Origin of the sequence: Halomonas nitroreducens (genome assembly GCF_003966155.1) — a bacterium.
Classification (GTDB): domain Bacteria; phylum Pseudomonadota; class Gammaproteobacteria; order Pseudomonadales; family Halomonadaceae; genus Halomonas; species Halomonas nitroreducens.
Window position 1 is genome coordinate 65,736 of sequence record NZ_RXNS01000019.1, and the last position, 23,439, is coordinate 89,174.

Genomic DNA, 23,439 nt, shown 5'->3' on the forward strand with positions numbered 1-23,439 from the left:
GGCGAGTCGACAAGACGGTGATGACACGCAGAGGCAAGGGGGAACCATGTATACAAGGCTTGAAATACTGTTGGCAGGACGAGTCAGGGAGGAGCTGGAGGCCCTGGAGACGTTGCTGAGCAGCCACGGCGACATCCATGTTCGCTCCCGGCTCATGGTCAACGGCAATGTCGATCCGCTGGAGTCTTATCCGGGCGGTAGGGAAGCCACGCCGGACGCCCTGATCCTGCTGGTGGGGGAGAAGTGGGAAGCGGAGCTCCTGGCCCTCTGCGAGCGGCCGGCGACGGAGCGTCTCCCGTTGCTGGTGGTGGGGCCGCGCGACAACGTCGACCTGATCCGGCTGGCCATGCGGGCCGGTGCCAGGGACTATTTCTCGCCACCGGTGGATGACGGTGAGATCACCAGCTTCCTCAGGCAGCTCTCCCGGGATCGAAACGAGCGTGTTCCCTCCTCATCTGCCCGTTTGACCGCGGTGATCAATGCCAAGGGGGGATCGGGAGCCAGCCTGGTGGCGGCCAATCTCGCTCATCGGCTGGCCGTCAGTGGTGGTTCAACCCTGCTGCTGGATATGGATGTCCAGTTCGGCTCGATGCCGATGTATTTCAACCTGAGCCCCGAGCACGGCTTGATAAAAGCGCTCGAGGTTGTCGATTCCCTCGATGGCCTGGCGCTGGAAGCCTATGTCCAGCGTCATGCCAGCGGCCTGGAACTGCTGGCGTCGTCCCCCGATGACCGCATCGGCCTCGGCGAGGTCCCCGAGGCCAGGGTGGAGCAGCTCCTGCAGGTCCTGTGTCAGGGTCATGACGACGTGGTGGTCGACCTGCCGCGCTGGATCGGTGGCACGACCGCCTCGGTATTGGAGCGTGCCGACCACGTACTGCTGGTGATGCAGCAGAGCGTGGCCCATCTGCACGATGCCCAGCGCCTTCGCGACATCCTGGTGCATGAGCTCAGGCTTCCACCGTCGCGGCTCCACCTGGTGATCAACCGTTTCGACAAGCGCAGTGACGTGAGCCTGGACGCCATCTCCGACGTACTGCCGGGCGTGAGGTTGCACACGTTGCCCAACGACTTCCGGCTGGCAAGCCAGGGCATCAATGTGGGAACCCCGTTGATCGATCTTGCCCCCAAGGCGTCCCTGACCCGTCAGCTCCACCGACTGGCAGATGCCCTCGACGAGCCTGCATCCGATGCTGATGGTCCTGTGCGGAAGTGGTCATTGCGGCTGTGGCCGCGTCGCAGGGCGCACTGAGTCGAGGCTGAGGCTGGCCTTCATCGATCAAGCGTGAGGAGAAACACCGATGGAACTTCGTGACCGTATGACGGGCGATGGCGACGAGCGACCCTCCTGGGGACGGCGAGGCATGGCCGGTGGCGGACTTTCGCAGGCGGAGCAGGAATGCAAGCAGCGAATCTTCCGCCAACTGGTCAAGGTGATGGACCTGACGCTGCTCAGCACCCTGGATGAGCGGGAGGCGCGGCAGCAGGTGCAGCAGGTCTGCGAGTCGCTGATCAACCGGGAGACGCTGCCCTTCAACGCCTCGGTGCGACAGCGTATCGTCGCCGAACTTCAGGACGAGGTGCTGGGGCTCGGCCCCCTCGAGACCCTGCTGGCCGACAAGACGGTATCCGACATCCTGGTCAACGGTACCACGCCGATCTACGTGGAGCGGCGTGGCAAGCTGGAACAGACCGCACTGCGCTTCGACAGTGACCAGCACCTGATGACCATCATCGACCGGATCGTCTCCGGAGTGGGGCGGCGCATCGACGAGTCCTCGCCCATGGTGGATGCTCGGCTCAAGGATGGCTCGCGCGTCAATGCCGTGATTCCTCCATTGGCCATCGATGGCCCCATGCTGTCCATCCGGCGTTTCGCCGTGGATCGTCTGAGCGCCGAGGACCTGGTCGAGTACGGCAGCATCTCGGCGGTCACCGCCCAGTTGCTGGAGAAGGTCGTCAAGGCGCGACTCAATGTGCTGGTTTCAGGCGGCACCGGGGCGGGCAAGACGACCCTGCTCAACGTGCTGTCGGGCTTCATTCCCCATGACGAGCGCATCGTCACCATCGAGGACTCGGCGGAACTGCAACTGCAGCAACCCCATGTCGGCCGCCTGGAGACCCGCCCCCCCAATATCGAGGGCAAGGGGGAGGTGTCCCAGCGCGACCTGGTGCGAAACAGCCTGCGCATGAGGCCCGATCGCATCATCGTCGGCGAGGTGCGCGGCGGTGAAGCCTTCGACATGCTCCAGGCCATGAACACCGGCCACGACGGTTCCCTGACCACCATCCATGCCAATACCCCGCGCGATGCCCTGACGCGGGTCGAGAACATGGTGGCCATGAGCGGCTACCAGATCCCGCCTCAGGCGCTGCGCGCCCAGATCGCTTCGGCCATCGACGTGGTGGTGCAGGTCGAGCGCCAGGAGGATGGCGTGCGCCGCCTGGTGAGCGTCCAGGAGGTCAATGGCCAGGAGGGCGAGATCATCACCATGTCCGAGATCTTTCGCTTCGAGCGCGAAGGGGTCAACGAGGAGGGGCGGGTCATCGGCTGCTATGTCGCGACCGGGGTGGTACCCGGCTTCTATGACCACCTCAAGCGCCGTGGCCTCGATCCCGGGCTCGAGGTATTCCAGGGGGGAGGGCAGCGGCCATGGAACTGATGGGACTGGATATCGCGCTTTCCGACCGGGCGATCGTCATCGGCATGGTGTTCATCGCCGTCTTCCTGTTGATGCAGAGTTTCCTGGTCCCCGCCTTCGGCGAAAACCGCCAGATCCAGAAGCGTCTCAGGAAGCGCATGCGTACGATCTCGGACGAGAGTCAGCGCCATGATCAGGTCTCGCTGGTACGCAAGAAGTACCTGCGCGAGCTGTCGGCCGTGGAAAGAATGCTGGAGTCATTGCCCGGCATGGAGCGTGTCGAGCGGCTGCTCGAGCAGGCCGGGCGTGAGACGCCGGCTTACCGGGTGGTGCTTGCAAGCCTGGCGCTGGGCGGGCTGTCTGGAGGGCTAGCGGCGTACCTGCTGCCGCTGCCCTGGCTAGGCGTGCCGATCGGTATTCTCCTGGCCTCGCTGCCTTTCCTGAAACTGGTCAGGGAGCGAGCGCGGCGAGTGGCCCGCATCGAGGAGCAGCTCCCCGATGCGCTGATCATCATGTCGCGTGCGCTGCGCGCCGGGCATCCCTTCATCGATGCCATGCACCTGGTGTCGGAGGAACTCGCCGAGCCCATCGCCGGAGAGTTTCGCACCACCTTCATGGAGATCAACTACGGCGGAGACGTGAGAAACGCCCTGCTTGGCCTGCTGCAGCGGGTCCAGAGCGTGACCGTCATGGTCTTCGTGACCTCGGTGCTGATCCAGAAGGAGACCGGCGGCAACCTGGCGGAACTCCTGGACGGGCTGGCCACGGTGGTGCGCGACCGGTTCCGCTTCCATCGCAAGGTCAAGACCCTTTCCGCGCCGGGACGACTGGCGGCCTGGATCCTTTCGCTTCTCCCTTTTGCGCTGGCCGGCATCCTGTCGCTGGCGGCACCCAGCTTTATCCCCATGCTGACCCAGGACCCGATCGGTCGGCAGCTCGTGGTTACCGCCTTCGTGATGATCATTACCGGGATACTCTGGCTGCGCAAGCTCATCCGGATCGACGTCTAGAGGAGTCGCGACATGGAAACGATCGGTAGATTGATGCAAGGGCTGAATGGGGCTCTACAGGATCCGCAACTCGTCCAGTTGGGGGTCGCGGCACTGATGGGGCTTGCCATCTTCACGCTGTTGCTTGCCTTGATGCTGGTGGTGAAGGGGATGTTCGATCCCATGCGCCAGCGTCTGCGGAAGCTCGAGACCAACGCCGCGGGAGCCAGTGCGGGGAGCGGTTCGGCCGGGATGGACCAGTGGCTCGGGCCACTGGGGGAGCGCCTGGCGCCGGACAAGGCGGAAACCCGCAGTCGTCTCGTCCGGGAACTGAGCTATGCCGGCAAGCGATCTGCCTCAGCGGCCAGCGTCTTCTATGGCATTCGGCTGATGCTGGCCGTCCTGCCTGCCACCCTCATGTTGCTGGCGTTCCCTCTGCTGAGGATCCCGCCGGCGCTTGGTATCTCCCTGGTGGTAGGCCTGGCCATCGCCGGTTATCTGCTGCCGCGCTTCTGGCTCGAGCGGGCCATCAAGCAGCGTACTACGCTGCTGCGGCGCGGGTTGCCCGATGCCCTGGACCTGCTTGTGGTGTGCAGCGAGGCCGGGCTGGGCCTGGTCGCCGCCATACAGCGAGTCGCCAGGGACCTGGAGGTCAGTCACCCCGAACTTGCCGATGAGCTTCACCTCTTTGGCATGCAGACGCGTGCCGGCATGGACAACAAGTCGGCGCTGAGGGACCTGGAGGAGCGTACCGGAGTGGAGGACATCCGTGGTCTGGTGACCACCCTGCTGCAGAGCATGCGTTTCGGCACCAGCATCGCCCAGACCCTTCGGCTCTACGCGGAGGAACTGCGCGACAAGCGCACCCAGGAAGCCGAAGAGAAGGCAGCCAAGGTCAGTACCAAGATGCTCTTTCCCCTCATCTTCTGCATCTTTCCCAGCTTCTTCGTTGTGGCCTTGGGCCCACCGCTGTTGGGTGCTTTGAGAGCGTTGTCGGCGGCTGGTCATTGAGCAGGATACTACTTCACAAGGGAGTCAGAGCCATGAACCATAAGTATCGTTTTCCCGTAGCCGGTCTCCTGCTTCTTTTCACCTTGGGCGGCTGTGCGACTCAACCGGGAACGCAGGGCAGTGGAGACCCCTATGGGGCCCTGAGTGATGGTAATTCGTCGGTGGCCTACAGCACGGCCTTCCCGGTGGCGTCTCCCGAGGAGGCCTATCGCAATGGTGATGCGGCCCTGCGAAGTGGCGATGCCGACCGGGCGCTCTTCGAGTATCTGCGTGGCCTGCAGATGGAGGGTCGCCCCCAGGCGGACCCGCTCTATCGGGTGGGCGTCATTCACCATGGTCGAGGGAACACCGACTTGGCCGAGAAGGCCTATCGCTGGGCCCTGGACGTTGATTCACGTCATGCCGGCGCTGGTACCGCCATGGGAGTCCTGATGCTGGAGCGGCGCGATTTCGAGCAGGCCGAGCTGTACCTGACGCCCATCGCGGCCCGCTCCGGCGCCCCCTGGCAGGCCGACAACGCCCTGGGGGTGATCGCCGACATCCGAGGCCAGCATGAGCAGGCAAGACGCCATTACGAGAAGGCCCTGCAGGTCAACCCCAGGATTCCGCGGGTCCTCAATAACCTGGGGTATTCCTACTATCTCGTCGGCGACCTGGACGCGGCGAGGCTTCAGCTTCGTCAGGCCGTGAACGTCAACCCGCGTTATGAACTCGCCTGGCGTAATCTGGGGCTGGTCTACGCCAGGCAGGGCGACTACGAGACCGCCATCGAGGCCGTGGCACGCCATGGTGATCGCGCCGAGGCCTACAACGATATCGGCTACATCTCGATGCTGGAAGGGCGTTTCGACCAGGCTATGGGCTTCTTCGAGGAGGCCATGCGACTGTCGCCTGCCTATTATGCCACCGCCGGAGAGAACGTCGAGAGCCTGAATCAGCTGATGCGGCGTAACGTTTCCCCAGCGACGAACTAGTCACTGACCCGTGGGGGGGTCGACCATGACCATGCCAAGATCACTGCGCCGACAGCGGGGCTCGGAAACCGTGGAGTTTGCCATCTCGGCCACCCTGCTGTTCCTGCTGCTGTTCGGTATCATCGAGTTCAGTGTCGCGCTCTTCGATAAGGCAACCTTGACCAATGCCAGTCGGGAAGGGGCGAGAACGGGGATTCTATTCCGTCCAGACACGCGTCCAGACTTCGCTACATACGATCTTCAGTGCGACACCGTTGCTGCAAACTCAGAGAATGAGGCGATACGGTCGGCTGTTTGTGACTATGCCGAACAGTTTCTTATCTCTCTTGGTGGACCAGCCGACATGGCCATTCAGGTTCAGAGGTCAGATTTGAATGCCAATGGGGTTTTCGATGCTGGCGACGACCTAGTCGTGAATGTCAATTACCCCTATCAATACCTGATACTTCCTGGCTTCATCGATGCCTTGGAAGGTGTGCTGGACCTTAGTTCCACTATCGTGATGCGAGCGGAGTGACTATGAATAATCGACGTTCTGCAAACGCGTGTAACCGATCAGGCTCGCATCGCCGTCAGACGGGGGTTTCCATGGTACTGGTGACCCTGGCGCTCTTTATGCTGCTGGCCTTTACTGCCCTGGCCGTGGATGGTGGCAACCTCTTCGTGGCCCGTAATGAGCTACACAATGCCGCCGATGCGGGGGCATTGGCCGGTGCCAGGTGGCTGTATACGGATGACGGCAGCGCCGTTGACCCGAATGCCAACCAGATTGCCACCGATGCGGCCGAGGCCAACGACAGCCAGAAGACCTCGGCGGAGGTTCTCAGTGCCCGGCGGGGGCACTGGAGCTTCGCAAATCGCAATTTCACGGCCAACCCCTCCCTGGAACCGGTGGACCTATTCGGGAAGACGACCGAGGAACTCGACCTCAATCCCAATTTCATCAATGCGGTGGAGGTCGTCACCGCTCGCCAGCAGACCCAGGTGGAGGCGTTCTTCGGCAAGGTGCTGGGATTCGATGGCTATGAGGTGGCGGCTCGCTCGGTGGCCTATATCGGCTTCGCCGGCACCGTCCGGCCCCAGGACCTGGATCAGCCCATCGCCCTTTGCAAGCAGGCATTGCTGGACCCCGACGGCAACTATTCCTGTGACGTGGGGCGGTTCATCCCCGAGGGCGACCAGACCGGTGGCTGGACGAACCTGCAGCATGGCGACAACGGCGCAACCGATGCCAACGAGTTGCGGGACCTGGTCTGTGGCGATGGCAATCCGGACCAGCTGAACTATGGGGAGAACATCGAGACCAACAATGGCCAGGTGCAGTCGGCCTTCGGCGCCTTCTACGACTGCTGGGTGGAAGCTACGAACCGCGAGGTGACCTGGACTTTGACCTTGCCGGTCATCGACTGCGAGTCCGGAGTGTCGCCCACCAACAAATTGGTCGGTGCGGTCACCGTGCATATCGTCTGGGTGATCAATAACAACCAGGAATCACAGATCGATACCTATGCGCCCGAGCGGATGAGCCTGGCGCCGGATTCCGAGGATGTCGAATGGCGGGGGGACTGGGAGAATGCCAGCACCGACGGCCAGACACGCTGGGATGACTTCACCACCCACTTCGACCTGGAAAACCAGGATGGCGACTCGGCCGACTGGCGCAAGATGAGCATCTTCTTCCTGCCCAGCTGCGATGTCCATGAGCCCAAGGGGCAGACGGGAGGGGAGAACTTCGGTGTCCTGGCACGAATACCCGTGCTGGTCGATTGAGTGGCAAAAAGAGCCCCTTTGGCGCTGGTCATTGCCTTGTATGACCGGCGCCCTTTTTACTTTTATGGGCCCTGATATGTTTGAGCGGTGTGTTGATTGGTGGGATGCGCCCTACTTGACCGAGCGTTCCGGCTGCTCGGAGACCGTAGTCGGAGAAGAGGGGCAAGAGGACGGAAGGGGGGATGTCTTGTCTGTGACCGAACAGCGATAGGCGGAAGGGGATTGTCCCATCTGGCGATGGAAAGTACGGGTGAAGTAGGAGAGGTCGCGAAAGCCCACGGCAAAGCAGATATCCGTGATGGTCACGGTGGGGTTCGCAAGCAGCCTGACCGCCTCCTCGATGCGTCTCTTCAGCAGGTAGTCCTGGAAGGTATAGCCGGTATTGCGCTTGAACAGTCGGCTGAGTTGGAAGACGCTCAGTCCACAGCAAGCGGCGACATCCGCCTGAGAAAACCTCCCGTCCAGGTGTTGTTCGATGAAATCGAGGGCCTGCTTCAGCTTCGCCTCCTGGGTGGAGGGGGCCTCATAGTGGAGACGGGCGTCCCTGGGCATCCGGTTGCTGTGTTCCAGCGGCGAGAGGGCCATCTCGGTGATCGTCGTCCCCAGCCTCAGGTCATGGAGGGTCTTGACCACGTCCATGAAACGCTGAAGGTCCAGGGGCTCGGCGAAGTAGTCCCACACCCGAGAGCGAAAAGCCCAGATGGCTAGTTCTTCCGAGTGGGCGTGGGTGATCATCAGGAGCGGAACCGACCTGGCAGCCTGCTTTGCCCTGCGAAGGTCACCGAGCCCCTGCTGGTCAGGGTAGTCGTAGTGGAAGCAGGCGACGAAGGGTGGCCTGGAGGTGAGGACCTCCACGGCATCCTGCCCTGGGGGCAGGCACTCGACCGTATAGCCCCGATGCTTCAACTGTTCCAGATAGTCCAGGTCGGCAATGTCACTCCGGGTTCTCGAAATCACCAGTAGGTAGTCATGTACCGTCATTCAGGCCCCCTTGGGCTTCCCCGCGATGATGTCGCCGCTTCTCTCAGGCGCGCTTCCTATAACAGCGTAAGTTAGATAATTTCTTTATTAGATATTCAAAAAATATTAGCTAAATGATTGTTTTATAATTGAGCTTTTCCTTGATTTGCCTTGTGTCCTGTCGGGATTTGGATTCTTGTGTAAGCCATTGTTTATAATGGGTTTAAATAATTATTATTTCTGTATGGCGACGTTAATGTAACAACAAGTTACAGAAACAAGCGTAGCCGTCACAGAAAGTATTGCAAGACTAATTCTGGTAGGATGCTGCGCTTCTCACCCCCTGCGGGGAGGATCTAGGCCCATGGCGGAGCCGCAGGACAGCCAAACGACATAGGAACCATATGAATTCGCAGTTTGACGTGGTCGTCATCGGCGCGGGCGCGGCGGGACTGATGTGCGCGCTGACCGCCGGCTATGCCGGGCGTCGGGTGCTGGTGATCGACCATGCCAACAAGGCCGGCAAGAAAATCCTGATGTCCGGCGGTGGGCGCTGCAACTTCACCAACCTGGCCACCACACCGGCCAACTTCTTCTCCGACAACCCGCACTTCTGCATCTCGGCGCTCAAGCGCTACCGCCCCGAGCATTTCGTCGAGCTGGTCGAGCGCCACGGCCTCGAGCACGTGGAGAAGGCCCCGGGGCAGCTGTTCTGTGCCGGCTCGGCGAAGGACCTGCTGGCCATCCTGCTCACCGAGTGTGACTGGGCCGGTGTCGAGATCAGCCTCAAGACGTCGATCTCGGCGCTGGAGCCCTGCGGCGAGGGCCTGCGCCTGGCGACCTCGCGCGGGCGCATCGACGCCGGAGCGGTGGTGGTGGCCACTGGCGGCCTGTCGATCCCCACCATGGGGGCCACCGGTTTCGGCTATGACGTCGCCCGGCAGTTCGGGCTGGCGGTGACCGAGACCCGGGCTGCCCTGGTGCCCTTCACCCTGACCTCTCAGTGGAAGGTGCGGGCCGAGGCACTCGCGGGGCTCAGTCATGAGGTGGCAGTGCGCTGCCGGGGCGGCACCTATCGCGAGCCCCTGCTGTTCACCCACCGCGGTCTGTCGGGACCCGCCATGCTGCAGATTTCCAGTTACTGGCGGCCCGGTGACCGCCTGGCCATCGACCTGTTGCCGGGAGTCGATGCCTTCGACGCCCTGTTGGCGGCGCGGCGGGAATCTCCCAGGCGTCGGATCTCCACCTGGCTCGGGGAGCACCTGCCGCGCCGCCTGGCCCAGGCTCTGGTCGAGTGGCATGGCGGCGATGGCCCCCTGGCCGAGCGCTCCAACGCCGAGCTCGAGGCCTGGGCCGGTCGGCTCAACGACTGGCATCTCAAGCCGGCCGGCACCGAGGGCTGGCGGACCGCCGAGGTGACCCTGGGCGGGGTCGACACTCGGGCATTGTCGTCGAAGACCTTCGAGGTCAAGGGCCTTCCCCAGTTGCGCTTCATCGGCGAGGTGCTGGACGTCACCGGCGAACTGGGAGGTTACAACTTCCAGTGGGCCTGGGCCTCCGGCGTGGCCTGCGGCCTGGCACTCTAGCGTTATCCTGGCAGGCGCCAGCCAGCTATGCTGCTGGGGACGCTTTCCGTCTGGCGGGGGAGGCGCCCCTCACCAGACGTTGCCATGACACTCGCTCGGCTGGCCGGCGTGAACCTGCCCGCCACAGCACTGTCCCCATGGCCAGGCGAGGAGTCATTACTCCGCTAAGTGCATTGGAGGCCGGGTAACGGCTATCCGGGCCGGCCGCTGCGACGAACCGCAAGCGCAAGGAGTCTGGACCATGGAGTACCTGGTCAGCGTGATTTCCAGTCCCTGGTTCCTGGTGGCCTGGGCGGGGCTGACGATTCCCAGCCTGGCTATCCTGGCAAGGGATCTCAGCAGGAACAATGCTCACCTGATGAGCCTGATGAAGCTGGTCTGGGGACTTACCGTGTTGTACTCGGGGCCCCTGGGGCTGTGGATCTATTGGCTGACGGGCCGCAAGGAGATCGCCACGGACAGCCTGTTCAGACGTGCCTTTCGCTCGGTGGCCCACTGCTATTCCGGCTGCGGCATGGGCGAGATCATCGGCCTCTTGCTGGCGGTCGGCGTGCTCGCCCTCGGCAATCTCTGGACCGCGGCCATCACCTTCGCCTTCGCCTATATCGCCGGCTTCGTGCTGACCGTGGGCCCCCTGGTCCAGGGCGGCGAATCGTTCGGCAAGGCGGTGTGGGATGCCGTGCTGTCGGAGACGCCGAGCATCACCATGATGGAGATCGTCGCCATCGGGGTCGATCTCACCCTAGCCGGTGGCGCGGGTCTGGGGGATATCCGCTTCTGGTCATCGCTGATCGTCTCGCTGACCTGCGGGCTGGTCGCGGCCTACCCGATCAACCTTCTGCTGCTTCACTATGGGGTCAAGGAGGGCATGATGGATCCGCGACACACCCGCCATGCCCATGGCTGACAGCGGACTGCCGCGTCGTCCGGGCGCTATCATGGTCGGGGACCGCGATGATCGAGGGAGGAGGCGAGATGGGCAAGGCACTTCATCGTCAGCCACTGGGGACGGTCGTGGCGAGGGCCGCCGAGGAACTGCTCGACGAGGCCCGGGCGGCGCAGCCACGCACTCTGGACCCGAAAGACCCCGAGGGCCTGCACGATTTTCGCGTGGCCCTTCGACGTCTGCGTTCCTGGCTCAAGGCCTACCGGGGGTATCCGGGGATCAAGGTCCCCAAGCCGCTGCGCCGGCAGCTCCGTGACCTGGCGAAGGCGACCAACGCCGCCCGGGATGGCGAAGTGATGCTGGCCTGGCTCGATAGCCAGCGGGATGCGCTGCCCGCCGACCAGCGGGGCGCCGTCGCTTGGTGGCGGGCTCGCCTCGAGGCCGAGGTCGAGGCCGCTTATGCCTCGGCGTGCAGCACGCTGGCGGCCGACTTTCCGGCCCTCGAGACGCGCCTGCGTCGCGTCCTCTCGTCGCTGCCGGGTGGCAAGGCCAACCGGCTCAGCTTCGGCGAGGCCAGTGCCCGGGAGCTGGCGACCCTGCAGGAGCAACTGGTCGGCGAGGTGTCGGCGATCGGCTCGGCGGAGGAGCGCGAGGCGCTGCATCGTCCGCGGATCACCGGCAAGCGGATCCGCTACCTGCTGCGGCCATGGAAGGAGGCATCGCCGGCCTGCAAGGATGCCGAGAAGGCCATGAAGGCCTTCCAGGATGCCTATGGCGTGCTTCACGATGACATGGTTCGCGAGTCGGCCCTGTGCGAGGTCGTCGCCGCCCATGCCGGTGAGGAGAGTGTCGATCGGCTGTTGCGGGCCGCACGCGGGGATCCGGCCCGGGCCTCGGCGCCGCGCCACCTGCGCGGCTTTCTGGGACTGGCCCGTGGCAATCGCCAGCGGCTGCTCGCTCACTACGAGATAGCCGTGGATCGCGCCGGGACCTCGGGCATGGATGCGCTGTCGGCCCGCCTGGACGCGGCCAGGGCGGCGATGCGCGGCGAGGCGAGCTGAAGCATCAGCGCAGTCGCTGGGTGAGCTCCTGCCACAGGGCGGCATAGGCCCGGGCGGCCGGGCTGCGGGGAGCGAAGTCACGCACCGGTCGGCGCTCCAGGCCCATGCGCTCGACCACGCTGGCCGAAGGGATTCCCTGGGACAGCATCAGTGGCCAGCGCTCGTGCATGGTCGCCATGATCTCGCGATGCAGGACCCGGCGACGGTCGGCCAGGGTGATGAACGGCCACAGGGTGCAGGGTATGTCGTGACCGTCGAGGAAGTCCTGCAACTGCTCCAGGGTTCGTAGCGACAGCACCGTGGGGACCACCGGCACCAGCAAGGCATCCACGCTGGAGAAGATGTTCTCCGACAGGTGCGACAGACTGGGCGGGCAGTCGAGAATGACCAGGTCGTAGTCGCGCCGGATGGGCTTGAGGATCTGGCGCAGGTGGCTATTGCCGCGCTTGGCGAGGAGTTCGTCCATCTCGCGCGAGGCTAGCGCTGCCGGCAGCAGGTCCAGGTTGTCCACTTCGGTGCGGCGAATCACCTTGTCGAAGGAGGCCTTGCCCTTGACCAGCTTGTCCACCCCGCCGCGGATGCGCGGCTTGACGCGCAGGTAGTAGCTGGTGGCCGCCTGGGGATCCAGGTCCCAGAGCAGCACGCGATTCCCGGCCCTTGCAGCCTCGGCCGCCAGGTTGACGGCAGAGGCCGTCTTGCCGACGCCGCCCTTGATGCTGTAGAGGGCCAGCATGCGCATGAAGTCCGCTCCCCGGTGATGATCGCGATAACGACAATGTCGTCACGCCATCATAACAGGACTGAAACATCAGTAGGTTACGGAGCCGTGATAGGGGCAGACCGCGGCCGGCTCAGCGAAAGCGGGTCAGCAGGCGACGCAGCCGGTCCAGGGCGAGGGCGCCAACGAGCGCCTTTCTTCCTAGCCGGGTCACGCTGCCCGGATGCCGTGCGACCGGCAGCAGTAGCAGCCCGCCAGCTACCAGGATCGGCACCCGATAGCGGTGTACGGCCTGCCAGCCGGCATCCAGCGGATGGGCCGCCGCCTGCCAGCGATCGGTGGCCACCAGCAGGTCCACCCGCTGCTGCTCGATGGTGGCCTCGAGGACCGCCTTGCGTTCGTGCCGGCTGGGCTCAGCGTTCCGGGTCACGGTGCTTCTCCACCAGTTCACGGTCGAGGGCCAGGTGCTTGAGAGTGCTCGCCAGCAGGGTGCGTTGCCGGGCCATGCGCATCACCCAGGCCGCCAGCAGCATGCCCCCCAGCAACAGCACGGCGGCGCTTACGCCGATGGCGGTGAGACGGTGGCTTTCCCAGAAGACGACGATGATCAGGGTGGTGAGCGTACCCAGCCCGAGCAACAGCAGGATCAGGCTGAGACCGGCCAGCAGGGCGATCGTCACCAGCCGGGCACGCTCTTCCTCGAGTTCCAGCACGGCGAGACGCAGTCGCGTCTCGCCGGTCGCCAGCAGGCTGGACAGCAGCCGCTTGCCGGCCCCGAGCAGTCGCTGAGCCGGTCCCTGGCTCCCCGCCATCAGCGACGTCCGATCAGCATGCCGACCACCACACCCACGGCGGCGCCGATGCCGATGCTGGTCCAGGGGTTGTCGTGAACATAGCGGTCACAGGCGTCGGCCTGATGGGTCACGGAGTCTCGCGCATCGTGATAGGCGCGCTCACCGCGGGCCTCGAGCCGGGAGCGGGTGTCCTGCAGGCGTTGTTCGGCGCGTGCCCGCAGTTCCTTGATATTGTTGCGCGAGTCATCGGCGGTAGCGCTCACCAGCTCCTCGACGGTCTGGGAGAGGTTATGCAGGTCTTCCTTCAGCTGCCGCGTCGACTCATGGGTGCGGGAAGTGTTGTCTTGTTGGGCGTGGGAGGTGCGCTCGGCCATCGGGTCTTCCTCTGACGGTGAATGACAGCTCCAGCATAGCAGTCGTCATGCCTGCCGTAATCCTCCCCGGTTGCTCAGCGGGTGAAGGTCCCGCTGGAAAACAGCGGGTTGAGGCTGAAGCCCAGGCCGAGTCGCTGCACGCTGTTGTCGTAGTCGATCAGGCTATCGCCATAGCCGTGGTAGTACTGGACATGGCCGCGGATCTTGCCGAACAGCGGCCAGGAGTAATCCAGCTGGGCGCCCATGTTGCCGCTGCCGGGGTTGCCTCGCCACAGCAGGCTGGCCTCCTGGTCGCCGAACAGGCGGCGTGCCACGGTGACGTCCCCATAGCCCATGTACTTGTGGATGTCGGGATTGTCGTCCTGACTCTCGTCTTCCGGGATCCGCCAGTGGGGCGAGAGCGAGACGGCCCAGTCGTCGTTGATGAAGGTGCTGGTCCAGATGACCCGGTTCCAGCTCCGCGACAAGGGGTCGGATCGCCCGTTGGACTGGTGATTGAGGCTGATGCGGTTGTGGATGTTGGTCCAGCCGCCCAGCGACCAGTCGTTAGCGAAATCCAGGAAGACCTCGGGCTCGAAGTTGGTCTCCCGGAACGGCGAGGAGGCATCCGCATTGTAGGCCTGCCACCAGCTGCGCTGGGTATAGCCGAAGAACAGGTCGCCGTTGCCGAAGATCAGGTCGTCGGCCAGATTGAACTTGGCGCTGAACTGGAACTTCATCTCCAGCCGGTCAGGGTCGACCTCGTCGTTGATGGCGCGGAAGGCATCATCGTTCGGCGACGAGGTATAGGTGAGCGGCAACAGGTAGTTGCGGCGATGGGTGGTGATGGCGAACGGGTTGCGGTTGGACTCCGCCTCGAGGAGTCGACGCTTGGCCACCGATTCCTCCAGCTCTTCCTCCTCGAGGGGCGCGGCGGGCAGGGCCGCGGGTTCCGGGGCGGCAGCCTTCAGCTGACCGCGCAAGTCCTCGAGTTCGGCTTCCAGGGACTGGATGCGTTCCCGGATCGCCTCCCGTTCGGCGGCACTCGGCGCCTCCTCGCCCTGGGCGAGGGCCTGAGGAGCCAGGCCGGCGGCCAGCAGGGCCACAGCGAGTCCGGAGCGGTAACGTGGCGGCGTCATGGACAGACTATCCTGGCGAAGGTGAGAATGCCGTTCTACCACGCCAGCGGGGCAAGTCAACTGTGCCCGCCCGGCGCCGTAATGGATTGCCATGCCGATCTCGGATGCCGAGAATCCCTGGCATCGCCCATGGTTCCGCCTTCGACGAGGTTCCCTTGATCGCATTGCCGCGCGCCCTTCGTCCGCTCGTCTTTCACATTGTTTGCCTCTTGCTGGTCGCGGTCATCGCGGGTCTGGCGTCGGGCCTGGCGCAGGGGCAGGGCGAGGCCCGTTCGCTTCCCGACCAGGAGACCCTGCAGGAACGCCTGTCCGCGCTCACCCCCGAGGAAGGCCAGAGCGTCGATGAGGCCGCGGCTCGCGACATCGATGCCCTGAGGGCGGCCATCGAGGGGCTGGAAGAACTCGAGGCGGTCAAGACACAGCTGGCCGATCTGGAAGCCCGCGTCGATCAAGCGCCGGTGGAGCTGCGCGAATTGCAGCGGGCCCTGGCATCGGCACCGGAGGAGGCGCCTTCAGCCTCCCTGGAGGAACTCGAATCCCTGGAGCTGAGCGAGCTGGAGAATCGCCTCGCCGAGGCCTCCGATACCCTGCAGGACGCCCAGGATCGACTGGCCGAGGTGGAGACACGACTGCTCGGCACCCAGACCCTTCCCGAGCGGGCCCAGCAGGCCATCACCGAGGCCACCCGCCGCATCGAGGAACATCGGGCCGAGCGCGAGAAGCTGGCGGCACGCGGCGTCGCCGAGGAAGACCCGCGTCGGGTCCAGCTGAGGATCGAGCAGGCCCTGGCCGAGCAGCGCCTGAAACTCCATCAGCGCGAGCTGGCCACCAATTCCCGGCTGCGCGAGCTGGCCCAGCAGCGTCGAGAGCTGCTGCGGCGGCGGGTGGCCAGTCAGGAGGCCCATGTGCTGACCCTGCAGCGTCAGCTCGACAGCAAGCGGCGCGAGAAGTCGGAGCAGGCGATCGCCCGGGCGGTGCGCGACGAGCCGGAGGGCGTGGCGCAGCATCCGCTCATCGTCGAGGCCCAGCAGGCCAACCGGGAGCTGAGCCTGGAACTGTTGCGGGTCACCAGTCGCGCCAACGATCTGGTGCGGCAGAGCCAGGAGGTGCGTCGCCAGCTCGATCGGGTGCGTCAGCTCCAGCGGGGGTTGAGCGAGCATGTCGAGGCCATCCGGGGCAGTACCCTGCTGTCACGCATCCTTCGCGAACAGCGTCGGGCCCTGCCCCAGGTGGAGGTACGCAGTGGGCTGAAAGACGAGATCGCCGACCTGCGCCTCAAGCAATTCGAGCTGGAGCGCCAGCGCGAGCAACTCAAGGATGCCGAGGAGTTGGCCCGGGAGCGGTTGGCCGATGCCGAGGCAGAGGCGTCCCCAGCGCTGGTCGAGCCCCTGGAGCAGTTGCTGCAAGCCCGTCGCGAGCTGCTCGACCAGCTCGAGCCGACCTACGGCGAGATGCTCAGCGCCGCCATCGAGCTGCAGCTTAGCCAGCAACAGCTGCTGGAAACGAGTCGCTCGCTACGGGACACCATCAACGAGCAGTTGTTCTGGGTGGCCAACGCCCAGCCCCTCGACCTGACCTGGCTCAAGCGGTTGCCGAGCCATCTGGTCGACGAATGGCGGGAGGGCGAGTGGCGCCAGGCCCTGCCGAGGCACTGGACCCTACCCGATGCCGGGGCCCTGCTGGCCTCGCCGGTGCTGCTGCTGGCGGGCGTGCTGCTGGCGCTGCGTCGGCCGATCCGGCGCCGGCTCAAGCGCCTCTATGACGAGGTCGGTCACCTGCGGGCGGATAGCCAGGGACATACCCCCCAGGCATTGGCGCTGAACCTGATGCTGGCCCTGCCGGGGCCATTGTGCCTGGTCACCCTGGGCCTGGTGATGACGCTGGGGGGGCAGGGGATCGCGGTAGGGGTCGGCTGGGCGTTGCTGCAGCTATCGCTGACCTGGGCGGTGATCGCCTGGGCACGCCGGCTACTGGTGCCCGAAGGGGTGGCGACCCGCCATTTCTATTGGCCCGCCGGCTATGCCACCCGGTTGCGCTGGTGGTTGCTTTGGCTGGCCGTGGCGCTGGTGCCGGTGTTGATGGTCGGCACCCTGGCCCGGGATGCCGAGATCAACCTCAACCATCGGCCGCTGGCGATGACGCTGTTGCTGGCGGGACTGATCGGCATGAGCGTGTCCCTGGCCAAGCTGATCTTCGCCCACACGCCCTTCTTCGGCGTCAAGCTGTTCCGCCTGGTGCTGGGACTGCTCATGGCCCTGGTGCCGGTGGTGCTGGGCGGACTGGTCGTCTATGGCTATGCCTATACGGCACTGAGCTTGCTGGGGCGTTTCGTGATCACCCTCTACCTGCTGGGGGTCTGGATCCTGCTGGAGGCCGCCGTGGTGCGCGGCTTGGCGGTGGCGGCGCGGCGGCTGGCCTATCGACGCGCCGTGGCGCGGCGTCGTGCTCTGGCCCAGGAGAATGGCGATCATGGGGCGGATGTCGTCGAGGAGCCTCCGCTCGACATGCAGCAGGTCAACCAGCAGTCGTTGAGACTCTCCAAGCTGATCCTGATGATTGGCTTTCTTCTGGTGATCTATTTCGTCTGGTCCGACCTGCTGACGGTGCTCGGCTATCTCGACCAGGTCATGCTGCTCGGGGGCGAAGGCCAGGAGGGCGCCGACCTGGTGGGCGGCGCGGTGTCGGTTGGCGATGTCATCGTGGCCCTGCTGGTGGTGGCTCTGACGCTGATCATGGCGCGCAACCTGCCGGGCCTGCTCGAGGTGATGGTGCTGTCGCGACTGAACCTACAGCAGGGCAGTGCCTATGCCATCAGTTCGCTGCTCTCCTACACCATCGTCGGCACCGGGGTGGTCATGGCGCTGGGCACTCTCGGGGTGTCCTGGAGCAAGCTGCAGTGGCTGGTGGCCGCCCTGGGCGTGGGCTTGGGTTTCGGCCTTCAGGAGATCTTCGCCAACTTCATCTCGGGGCTGATCATTCTCTTCGAGCGCCCGGTGCGCATCGGCGACACCATCACCCTGGGCAACCTCACGGGGACGGTCAACCGCATCCGCATCCGCGCCACCACGGTGACCGACTTCGATCGCAAGGAGATCATCATCCCCAACAAGACCTTCGTCACCGACCAGCTGATCAACTGGTCGCTGTCGGACAGCATCACCCGGGTGATCCTGACCTATGGCCTGGCCTACGGTTCCGACTATCGCTTGGCCCAGCGGCTGCTGTATCAGGTGGCCGAGGACAATCCCCGTGTCCTGGACGACCCCGAGCCCCAGGTCCTGTTCATGGCCTATGGCGAGAGCCGCCTGGAGTTCGAGCTGCGCATCTTCGTCAACAGCCTCGGTGATCGACTCTACGCCACCGACGAGATCAACGGCCGGATTGGCGAGCTGTTCGCCGAGCATGGGCTGGAGATCGCCTTCAACCAGCTGGATGTCTGGCTGCATCGGGCCGATGGCGCCAAGGCGCGTGTCCAGGGAGGGCGGGTTCAAGCTGAGCCACCCGCCAACCCGCCGCCCGGCGCCCAGGGGGATCCGGGGGATGTCGGTGATGCGGGCGGCGACGGTGGCCGCTGAGGCGGCTCAGCGGCGCCGGGCGTGGAGCAGGAACTCGCGGTTGCCGTCGCCCCCACGGAGAGGGCTCTCCCGCCAGTGGCGGACCTCAAAGCCACAGGCCTCGCAGGTTTCGCGAATGCGTGCTTCCACCTCAGCGTAGCGGCGGTTGTCGGTGACCAGGCCCCGCGAGTTGACGCCATCGGGACCGACCTCGAACTGTGGCTTGACCAGCGACAGCAGCTCGCCCCCCGCAGGCAGCAGGGCGCCCAGTTCGGGCAGGATCAGGGTCTGGGAGATGAAGGCCACGTCCATCACCGCGATGTCTGCCGGGTGGCGGGAAAGGGCCGCGGCGAGCCGGGTGTCGTCGTGCATGGCGCGGGCATTGAGCCCCTCCAGGCAGGTCACTCGGGCATCCTCCCGCAGGGCGGCATCGAGCTGGTCATGGCCCACTTCCACGCCGATCACATGGGCCGCGCCATGGTGCAGGGCACAGTCGGTGAAGCCGCCGGTGGACTGGCCCACGTCCAGCACCGTCCGTCCCGTCAGCTCCAGCGCCAGCGCCTCGAGCAGGGCCTCAAGCTTGAGGCCGGCGCGGGAGACATAGCGCTCCTCTGGATCCTCGTCGACCGCCAGGGGAATGGCCTCGGCCAGCTTCTCCCCGGGGCGTGTCAGCACCCGCCCGTCGTCGAGGCGGCGGACCCGCCCATGGCGGATCAGGCGCTGGGCGCGGGTGCGGGAGCGGGCTAGCCCCCGTCTGAGCAGCAGTTGGTCGAGGCGCGGCATGAGGGCCATCCGGCGGCAGCAAAAGCGGCATTATGCCATAGCGTCTGGCTACCACGAGACACGGGGAGCATCGCCTCCGGGCTTGTGATCGGCACGGAGGTGAAGACTCCCGGGAGCGGCCAGATGCCCGCCGTCGGGCAGCGACGCGCCCGGCGCCCGAAATGGCCGGGGGAGGTCAGGGGCCCTCGTCGGCCTGCAGCCCGGTGGGCGGCAGGCGTTCGGCGCCCCAACTGCGCTGGAGATAACCGACCACCTCGTCGAGCTCCTCCTGGCTGACCTTGGCCAGTTCACCGCGCTCCAGCGGATCATAGTGGAAGATGTAGAGCCGCGAGGCGAACTGCTCGAAGGGCAGCGAGGCCTCGCCGAAGCGCTCGCCGTTGCCGGCGGTGCTGACACGGACCCCATCGCCCCAGTCCTGGCCACTGTCGTTGTTGGGGTTGTAGAAGTAGACCCGCATCACCTCCGAGGGATCCAGGTTGACCCGCAGCAGGGTGATGGCGTGCCAGCCGATGAAGCGAGCGGCGCTGTCGGTGACGGCGATGCCCGCCGGCTGGGGGTGGATCAGTGGTTGGTTGCCATTGTAGTAAGGGTGGTAGCTGGCATAGAAATGGCGCAGGAAGGCGTCCAGGTCATGCAGCTGGCCGCTGGCCACGTCCACGTTGATGCGAAAGCCGCGGCCCGACCACCAGCCGTGGAACTCGGGGTTCACCCAGCGGTGCGGGTCGCCCTCGCGGCCGATGCAGCGCCGGCCCATCTCGGCATAGATCCGGTCCAGGTGCGGGACCACGATCAGCGAGACCGGGTCCAGGTCCATGGGCAACTCGCCCGAGACCCCCGACAGGCTGGCCATGGAGGACAGCGGCATGCCCTCGAAGTGCATGATGATCTCGTCGTCGCGGGCCGCCCAGGCGACCATCTGCAGGAGGTAGTCCGGGTCGTTGTAGGCCCACATCGACAGGGCCCGTGCCGACTGGCAGGTGGGGTTGTTGCCCTGGCCGACCCCCAGTGGCAGGCCCAGCATGCACAGCACGCCCTCGAGCAGCCGGGCCCGGGGCGAGATCGTCTCACCGAAGGCCAGGTTGAGGCGCAGCTGCGACCATTCCGAGAGCGGCAGCCCCAGCTGGCGCCACATCGCCGGCGCCACGGGGGGCTGGTAGAGGATGCCACGCTCAAGCGTCAGGGCCAGGCCGTAGGCGGCCTGGGGCGTGGCGGCGTGGACCCCCGCACGGATCAGGGCATGCACCAGGTCGCGGTAGCACAGCAGACAGTCGCGCCCGGTGGACGAGAGGCCCAGCGCCTCGGCGATAAGATGATCGCTGTGCTCGGTGAGGTGGCGCAGCAGCACCGGGTGGTAGGGCGAGACCAGGCCGGTATCATGCATGGACCGGGCGAAGCCGGTGGCCTCCGCCTGAAGGGCGGTGGTGTCCATGCTCGCCAGGCGCTCGCGGTAGACCTCCAGGCCGGGATCCTCCCGGCAGGCCTGGGTCGGCCCGAACAGCGAGCTGACCAGGCGGTCGGCGCCCTGGCCGCTGGCCCCCAGGTCGATGTCCGGGTTGGCCTGGCAGATGGCGATCTGGGTGATCATCTGCTTGACCGGGTCCACCTGGATCGGGCGTTGCTGCAGGATCCGCCAGATCTCCTCGATCAGCTTGTCGATGATGTGTTCGTAGCCGATGCGTCTTGCCAGGTGCTGGAACAGCTGGCGGGGCAGCTGGGCCAGGCGGCCCTGGGTCTCGCGCTCGGCCTCGGTGGGGGCACCGAACAGCAGCCACAGGTTCAGCGCCATCACCTGGGTGAGGTAGTGATGGGCCTGCTCGGACGAGACCAGGGGATGCAGCACATCGCCCTTGGCCACGGCCAGCAGGCGCAGTTCGCTCAGCGCCTCCACCACCACGGTGTTGGCGTCGGGGCTCTTCAGCGCCTGGGTGGTCAGCGAGGGCACCAGGAACTGGGGGGTCGCCCAGTCGGACCCCTGGAAGACGCCCGCCGCCTCGAGCCTCTCGGAGCGAGCCTCCACCGCGGCACAGCCCCCGTCGAGCAGCATCACCCGGCGGGCCGTGTCCAGCACCCGGGGCAGCTTGCCCGGCTTGGCGAAGTCTCGTGCCGCGGCCAGTAGCTCGATGGCCTCGTCGAGCTTCACCAGCAGGCCGGTGAGCTTGTCCGTGGCGGCGGAAGCCTCGCTTCCACGTTGATCGTCAGGTTGCGTCGTCACGCCGACTCCTCGTCGTCAGGCTGTCATGTACCTCATGACGCCCCCTTCAGACATAGAAATCAAGCTCTTCCTGATGCTTGAGAAGATCGCGCAGGCGATGCGGGTCGTCGCCCTTGAAGTACACCAGGCCCCAGTGGGTGCCGAAGGCGGTGCGCTTGGTGACCGTCTCTTCCATGGGCGAGGCCAGCTCGTGGGACTCGAAGTAGGGGTCCTCCTCGACCTCCTCGGGAATCTCCAGGCGGCTGACCACCCGCCGGCGCGGGTAGACCCCGAAGCAGCCGGCAAAGCCGTCGGCATCGACCACTTCCTTCGGGAAGAAGGCCTTGACATCGTCCACGGTGGTCTTGGGATCGAAGACCAGCATGCTGGCCTGGTAGGCATTGAAACCGTAGACCCGTTCCAGCAGCTCGAAGACCTTGAACCCGGGCGGCCGATAGGCGACCTCGCCGAAGTACATCTCGCCGTCGCTGGTGACGAAGTACTCGGGATGGATCAGGCCGAACTCGATGTCGAAGGTCTTGATCAGCTTCTCGATCTGGGCCGTGATCTGGGGACGGTACTTCTCCAGTTCCGGCGAGGCGGGAACGAACACCGAGTAGCCCAGGGTCACGTACTCGGAGATGTTGAGAAAGGCGATCTTGCCGTTGTGGATCCACGCCTCCACCGCGAACTCCCAGCCGTCCAGGTGAGACTCCATCAGCACCGGGAATTCCTCCTCGGGGATGGTATCGACCTCGTCGGGGGTGCGAATCACCCGGTGGCCGAGGCAGCCGGCCTTGTCGAAGGCCTTGAGATGGATGGGGTCGTTGGGGTCGCCATCCAGCTTGAGCAGTGTCTGGTTGACCCGCTTGAGGAAACGGATGACGTCTTCCTTGTCGTGGGCCTCCTCGAAGATGCCGACGCGGATCCCGCCCAGCTGGGCGCGGCGCTTCATCAGGGCCTTGTCGCGCAGCAGCAGCGACTGCCCGTAGAGGCGGGGATTGTCGAGCAGCACCGAGTTGATCGCGCCGGCCCATTCCACGGTTTCCTCGAACAGCGGAATCGCCACGTTGACGCCCATCTCCTTGAGGGTCTCGGCAATCTCCATGGAGCGGTCGTTGAGGCGCTCGAAGTTCCAGGAGACATAGGGGATGTCGTGCTGCTTGCAGTAGTCTTCCGCCCAGTCGGGCGCCACCACGACATAGCGTCGATCGAAGTTCTCGGCGGCTTCGATGGCATTCAGGCTCCAGCCAAGCAGGGCGATATAGCCCTTGTTGGGATCCTTTTTCATGGTGTGCCTCCTGTTCGGAAATGTGGAAAGCTTCCCGCTACCGTCCGGGGTGGGAAGCATGAACCATCTCTCACCTTACATCAGAGGGACGGTCCTCACATCCTTGGTCAACGCGGCGAGGGCGCCCTGGCAATCGTGCCTTGCTCGGGGCACGCCTCCTTGGTATAGTGCTCGGCGTTCGACAAGTGCTTGATCCAACGTCGACTTCGGCGCACTCTGCGCCCGCTGTGGTGGCCCCGTCGGTCCTCCCGCAACGCTAAACCGCAAACCCCGCCAGGCCCGGAAGGGAGCAACGGTAGTGGTGGACGCGTGTGCCGGGATGTGGCTGTCGGGGCTGCCTCCAACCTATTGTTTTTAAAAGAGTTTTCCTGAAGCTGGCCTCCCAATTGGACAAAATGGGAGGACAAAAATCGTGGGAACCTCTGGCAAATCTCCCGCCTATCTTCACCGATCCCCCCACGGGGTTTGGTATTTTCGCATCGTCGTTCCTCCTGACGCGCAGCAGCGTGTTGGTCAAAAAGTGATCAAGCGATCTCTGCGAACGCGCTCCAAGCGAGAAGCGGTGCTCAAAGCAGCGTCGTTGCTACTAGAGGTGTCAGCAGCCATTGGGCGCAGTCCCTATCTGTCAGCGTAGTTGTCACCTAAACGGATTGAGAGGTGATCAACATGCGTTACCCCGCAGAGCGGAAGGAAGCCATCCTTCAGAAGATGGCACCTCCGATGAGCCTGACCATCCC

General features: G+C 65.0%; 21 protein-coding genes and 1 other RNA gene. 13 read left to right on the plus strand and 9 right to left on the minus strand.

The features are described 5' to 3' along the window. Positions 1-70 precede the first annotated feature (70 nt). The 7 genes from EKG36_RS17375 (at position 71) to EKG36_RS17405 (ending at position 7,386) form a co-directional block, all read left to right on the plus strand. A complete protein-coding gene (locus EKG36_RS17375) occupies positions 71-1,252 on the plus strand; it encodes a CpaE/TadZ family protein (RefSeq protein ID WP_246007556.1) in 1,182 nt (393 codons plus the stop codon). Positions 1,253-1,301: 49 nt separating this feature from the next. Then, a complete protein-coding gene (locus EKG36_RS17380) occupies positions 1,302-2,663 on the plus strand; it encodes a TadA family conjugal transfer-associated ATPase (RefSeq protein WP_126486403.1) in 1,362 nt (453 codons plus the stop codon). After that, positions 2,654-3,652 carry a type II secretion system F family protein gene (locus EKG36_RS17385; RefSeq protein WP_246007557.1) on the plus strand — a complete coding sequence of 333 codons (999 nt, stop codon included), beginning with the start codon at positions 2,654-2,656 and terminating at the stop codon, positions 3,650-3,652. The genes EKG36_RS17380 and EKG36_RS17385 overlap by 10 nt, the downstream gene beginning before the upstream one ends. 12 nt (positions 3,653-3,664) lie before the next feature. Continuing rightward, positions 3,665-4,642 (plus strand): type II secretion system F family protein, encoded by a 978-nt coding sequence (locus EKG36_RS17390; RefSeq protein ID WP_126486405.1) that lies wholly within the window; start codon positions 3,665-3,667, stop codon positions 4,640-4,642. A gap of 161 nt (positions 4,643-4,803) precedes the next feature. Then, positions 4,804-5,616 carry a tetratricopeptide repeat protein gene (locus tag EKG36_RS17395; RefSeq protein ID WP_246007558.1) on the plus strand — a complete coding sequence of 271 codons (813 nt, stop codon included), beginning with the start codon at positions 4,804-4,806 and terminating at the stop codon, positions 5,614-5,616. A 25-nt stretch (positions 5,617-5,641) separates the two neighbouring features. Further along, complete coding sequence (locus EKG36_RS17400; RefSeq protein ID WP_126486410.1) at positions 5,642-6,133, plus strand: TadE/TadG family type IV pilus assembly protein; 492 nt, start codon at positions 5,642-5,644, stop codon at positions 6,131-6,133. A gap of 71 nt (positions 6,134-6,204) precedes the next feature. Beyond that, a complete protein-coding gene (locus EKG36_RS17405) occupies positions 6,205-7,386 on the plus strand; it encodes a pilus assembly protein TadG-related protein (RefSeq protein WP_246007559.1) in 1,182 nt (393 codons plus the stop codon). A gap of 111 nt (positions 7,387-7,497) precedes the next feature. On the opposite strand, the gene EKG36_RS17410 is transcribed toward EKG36_RS17405, so the two are convergent. Further along, on the minus strand, positions 7,498-8,367 hold the full coding sequence (locus tag EKG36_RS17410) for a helix-turn-helix transcriptional regulator (RefSeq protein WP_126486414.1): 870 nt from the start codon (positions 8,365-8,367) through the stop codon (positions 7,498-7,500). Positions 8,368-8,750: 383 nt separating this feature from the next. On the opposite strand from EKG36_RS17410, the gene EKG36_RS17415 reads away from it, so the two are divergent. From EKG36_RS17415 to EKG36_RS17425, 3 genes are all read left to right on the plus strand, one after another. Beyond that, a complete protein-coding gene (locus EKG36_RS17415) occupies positions 8,751-9,932 on the plus strand; it encodes a BaiN/RdsA family NAD(P)/FAD-dependent oxidoreductase (protein WP_126486416.1) in 1,182 nt (393 codons plus the stop codon). Between the two features lie 241 nt (positions 9,933-10,173). Then, a complete protein-coding gene (locus EKG36_RS17420) occupies positions 10,174-10,839 on the plus strand; it encodes a DUF4396 domain-containing protein (protein WP_126486418.1) in 666 nt (221 codons plus the stop codon). A 68-nt stretch (positions 10,840-10,907) separates the two neighbouring features. Further along, entirely contained in the window at positions 10,908-11,879 is a 972-nt protein-coding gene (locus EKG36_RS17425; RefSeq protein WP_126486420.1) for a CHAD domain-containing protein, read from the plus strand. A 4-nt stretch (positions 11,880-11,883) separates the two neighbouring features. Here the strand turns inward: EKG36_RS17425 and EKG36_RS17430 are convergent, their stop codons facing one another. From EKG36_RS17430 to EKG36_RS17450, 5 genes are all read right to left on the minus strand, one after another. Further along, positions 11,884-12,618 carry a ParA family protein gene (locus tag EKG36_RS17430; RefSeq protein WP_126486422.1) on the minus strand — a complete coding sequence of 245 codons (735 nt, stop codon included), beginning with the start codon at positions 12,616-12,618 and terminating at the stop codon, positions 11,884-11,886. Between the two features lie 112 nt (positions 12,619-12,730). After that, the gene (locus tag EKG36_RS17435) at positions 12,731-13,027 is read right to left on the minus strand and encodes a YqjK-like family protein (RefSeq protein WP_185827598.1); all 297 of its coding nucleotides are present in this window, start codon (positions 13,025-13,027) and stop codon (positions 12,731-12,733) included. Beyond that, positions 13,011-13,409 (minus strand): phage holin family protein, encoded by a 399-nt coding sequence (locus EKG36_RS17440; RefSeq protein ID WP_126486426.1) that lies wholly within the window; start codon positions 13,407-13,409, stop codon positions 13,011-13,013. The genes EKG36_RS17435 and EKG36_RS17440 overlap by 17 nt, the downstream gene beginning before the upstream one ends. Then, entirely contained in the window at positions 13,409-13,765 is a 357-nt protein-coding gene (locus EKG36_RS17445) for an ElaB/YgaM/YqjD family protein (RefSeq protein WP_126486428.1), read from the minus strand. The genes EKG36_RS17440 and EKG36_RS17445 overlap by 1 nt, the downstream gene beginning before the upstream one ends. 74 nt (positions 13,766-13,839) lie before the next feature. Continuing rightward, the gene (locus tag EKG36_RS17450; RefSeq protein ID WP_126486430.1) at positions 13,840-14,883 is read right to left on the minus strand and encodes a phospholipase A; all 1,044 of its coding nucleotides are present in this window, start codon (positions 14,881-14,883) and stop codon (positions 13,840-13,842) included. 104 nt (positions 14,884-14,987) lie between these two features. On the opposite strand from EKG36_RS17450, the gene mscK reads away from it, so the two are divergent. Then, positions 14,988-18,458 (plus strand): mechanosensitive channel MscK, encoded by a 3,471-nt coding sequence (gene mscK / locus EKG36_RS17455; protein ID WP_126486432.1) that lies wholly within the window; start codon positions 14,988-14,990, stop codon positions 18,456-18,458. A 6-nt stretch (positions 18,459-18,464) separates the two neighbouring features. Here the strand turns inward: mscK and EKG36_RS17460 are convergent, their stop codons facing one another. The 3 genes from EKG36_RS17460 to EKG36_RS17470 form a co-directional block, all read right to left on the minus strand. Beyond that, positions 18,465-19,220 (minus strand): TlyA family RNA methyltransferase, encoded by a 756-nt coding sequence (locus EKG36_RS17460; RefSeq protein WP_126486434.1) that lies wholly within the window; start codon positions 19,218-19,220, stop codon positions 18,465-18,467. A gap of 175 nt (positions 19,221-19,395) precedes the next feature. Beyond that, positions 19,396-21,432 (minus strand): hypothetical protein, encoded by a 2,037-nt coding sequence (locus tag EKG36_RS17465; RefSeq protein WP_126486436.1) that lies wholly within the window; start codon positions 21,430-21,432, stop codon positions 19,396-19,398. Between the two features lie 46 nt (positions 21,433-21,478). Next, positions 21,479-22,702, minus strand: a complete 1,224-nt coding sequence (locus EKG36_RS17470; protein WP_126486438.1) for an ATP-grasp domain-containing protein — start codon at positions 22,700-22,702, stop codon at positions 21,479-21,481. Positions 22,703-22,939: 237 nt separating this feature from the next. Between EKG36_RS17470 and ffs the strand changes: the two genes are divergently transcribed. Both ffs and EKG36_RS21130 read left to right on the plus strand, forming a co-directional pair. Further along, positions 22,940-23,036, plus strand: an RNA gene (ffs, locus tag EKG36_RS17475) — signal recognition particle sRNA small type. Positions 23,037-23,114: 78 nt separating this feature from the next. Further along, positions 23,115-23,336 carry a DUF6538 domain-containing protein gene (locus EKG36_RS21130; RefSeq protein ID WP_425459610.1) on the plus strand — a complete coding sequence of 74 codons (222 nt, stop codon included), beginning with the start codon at positions 23,115-23,117 and terminating at the stop codon, positions 23,334-23,336. Positions 23,337-23,439: the final 103 nt, after the last annotated feature.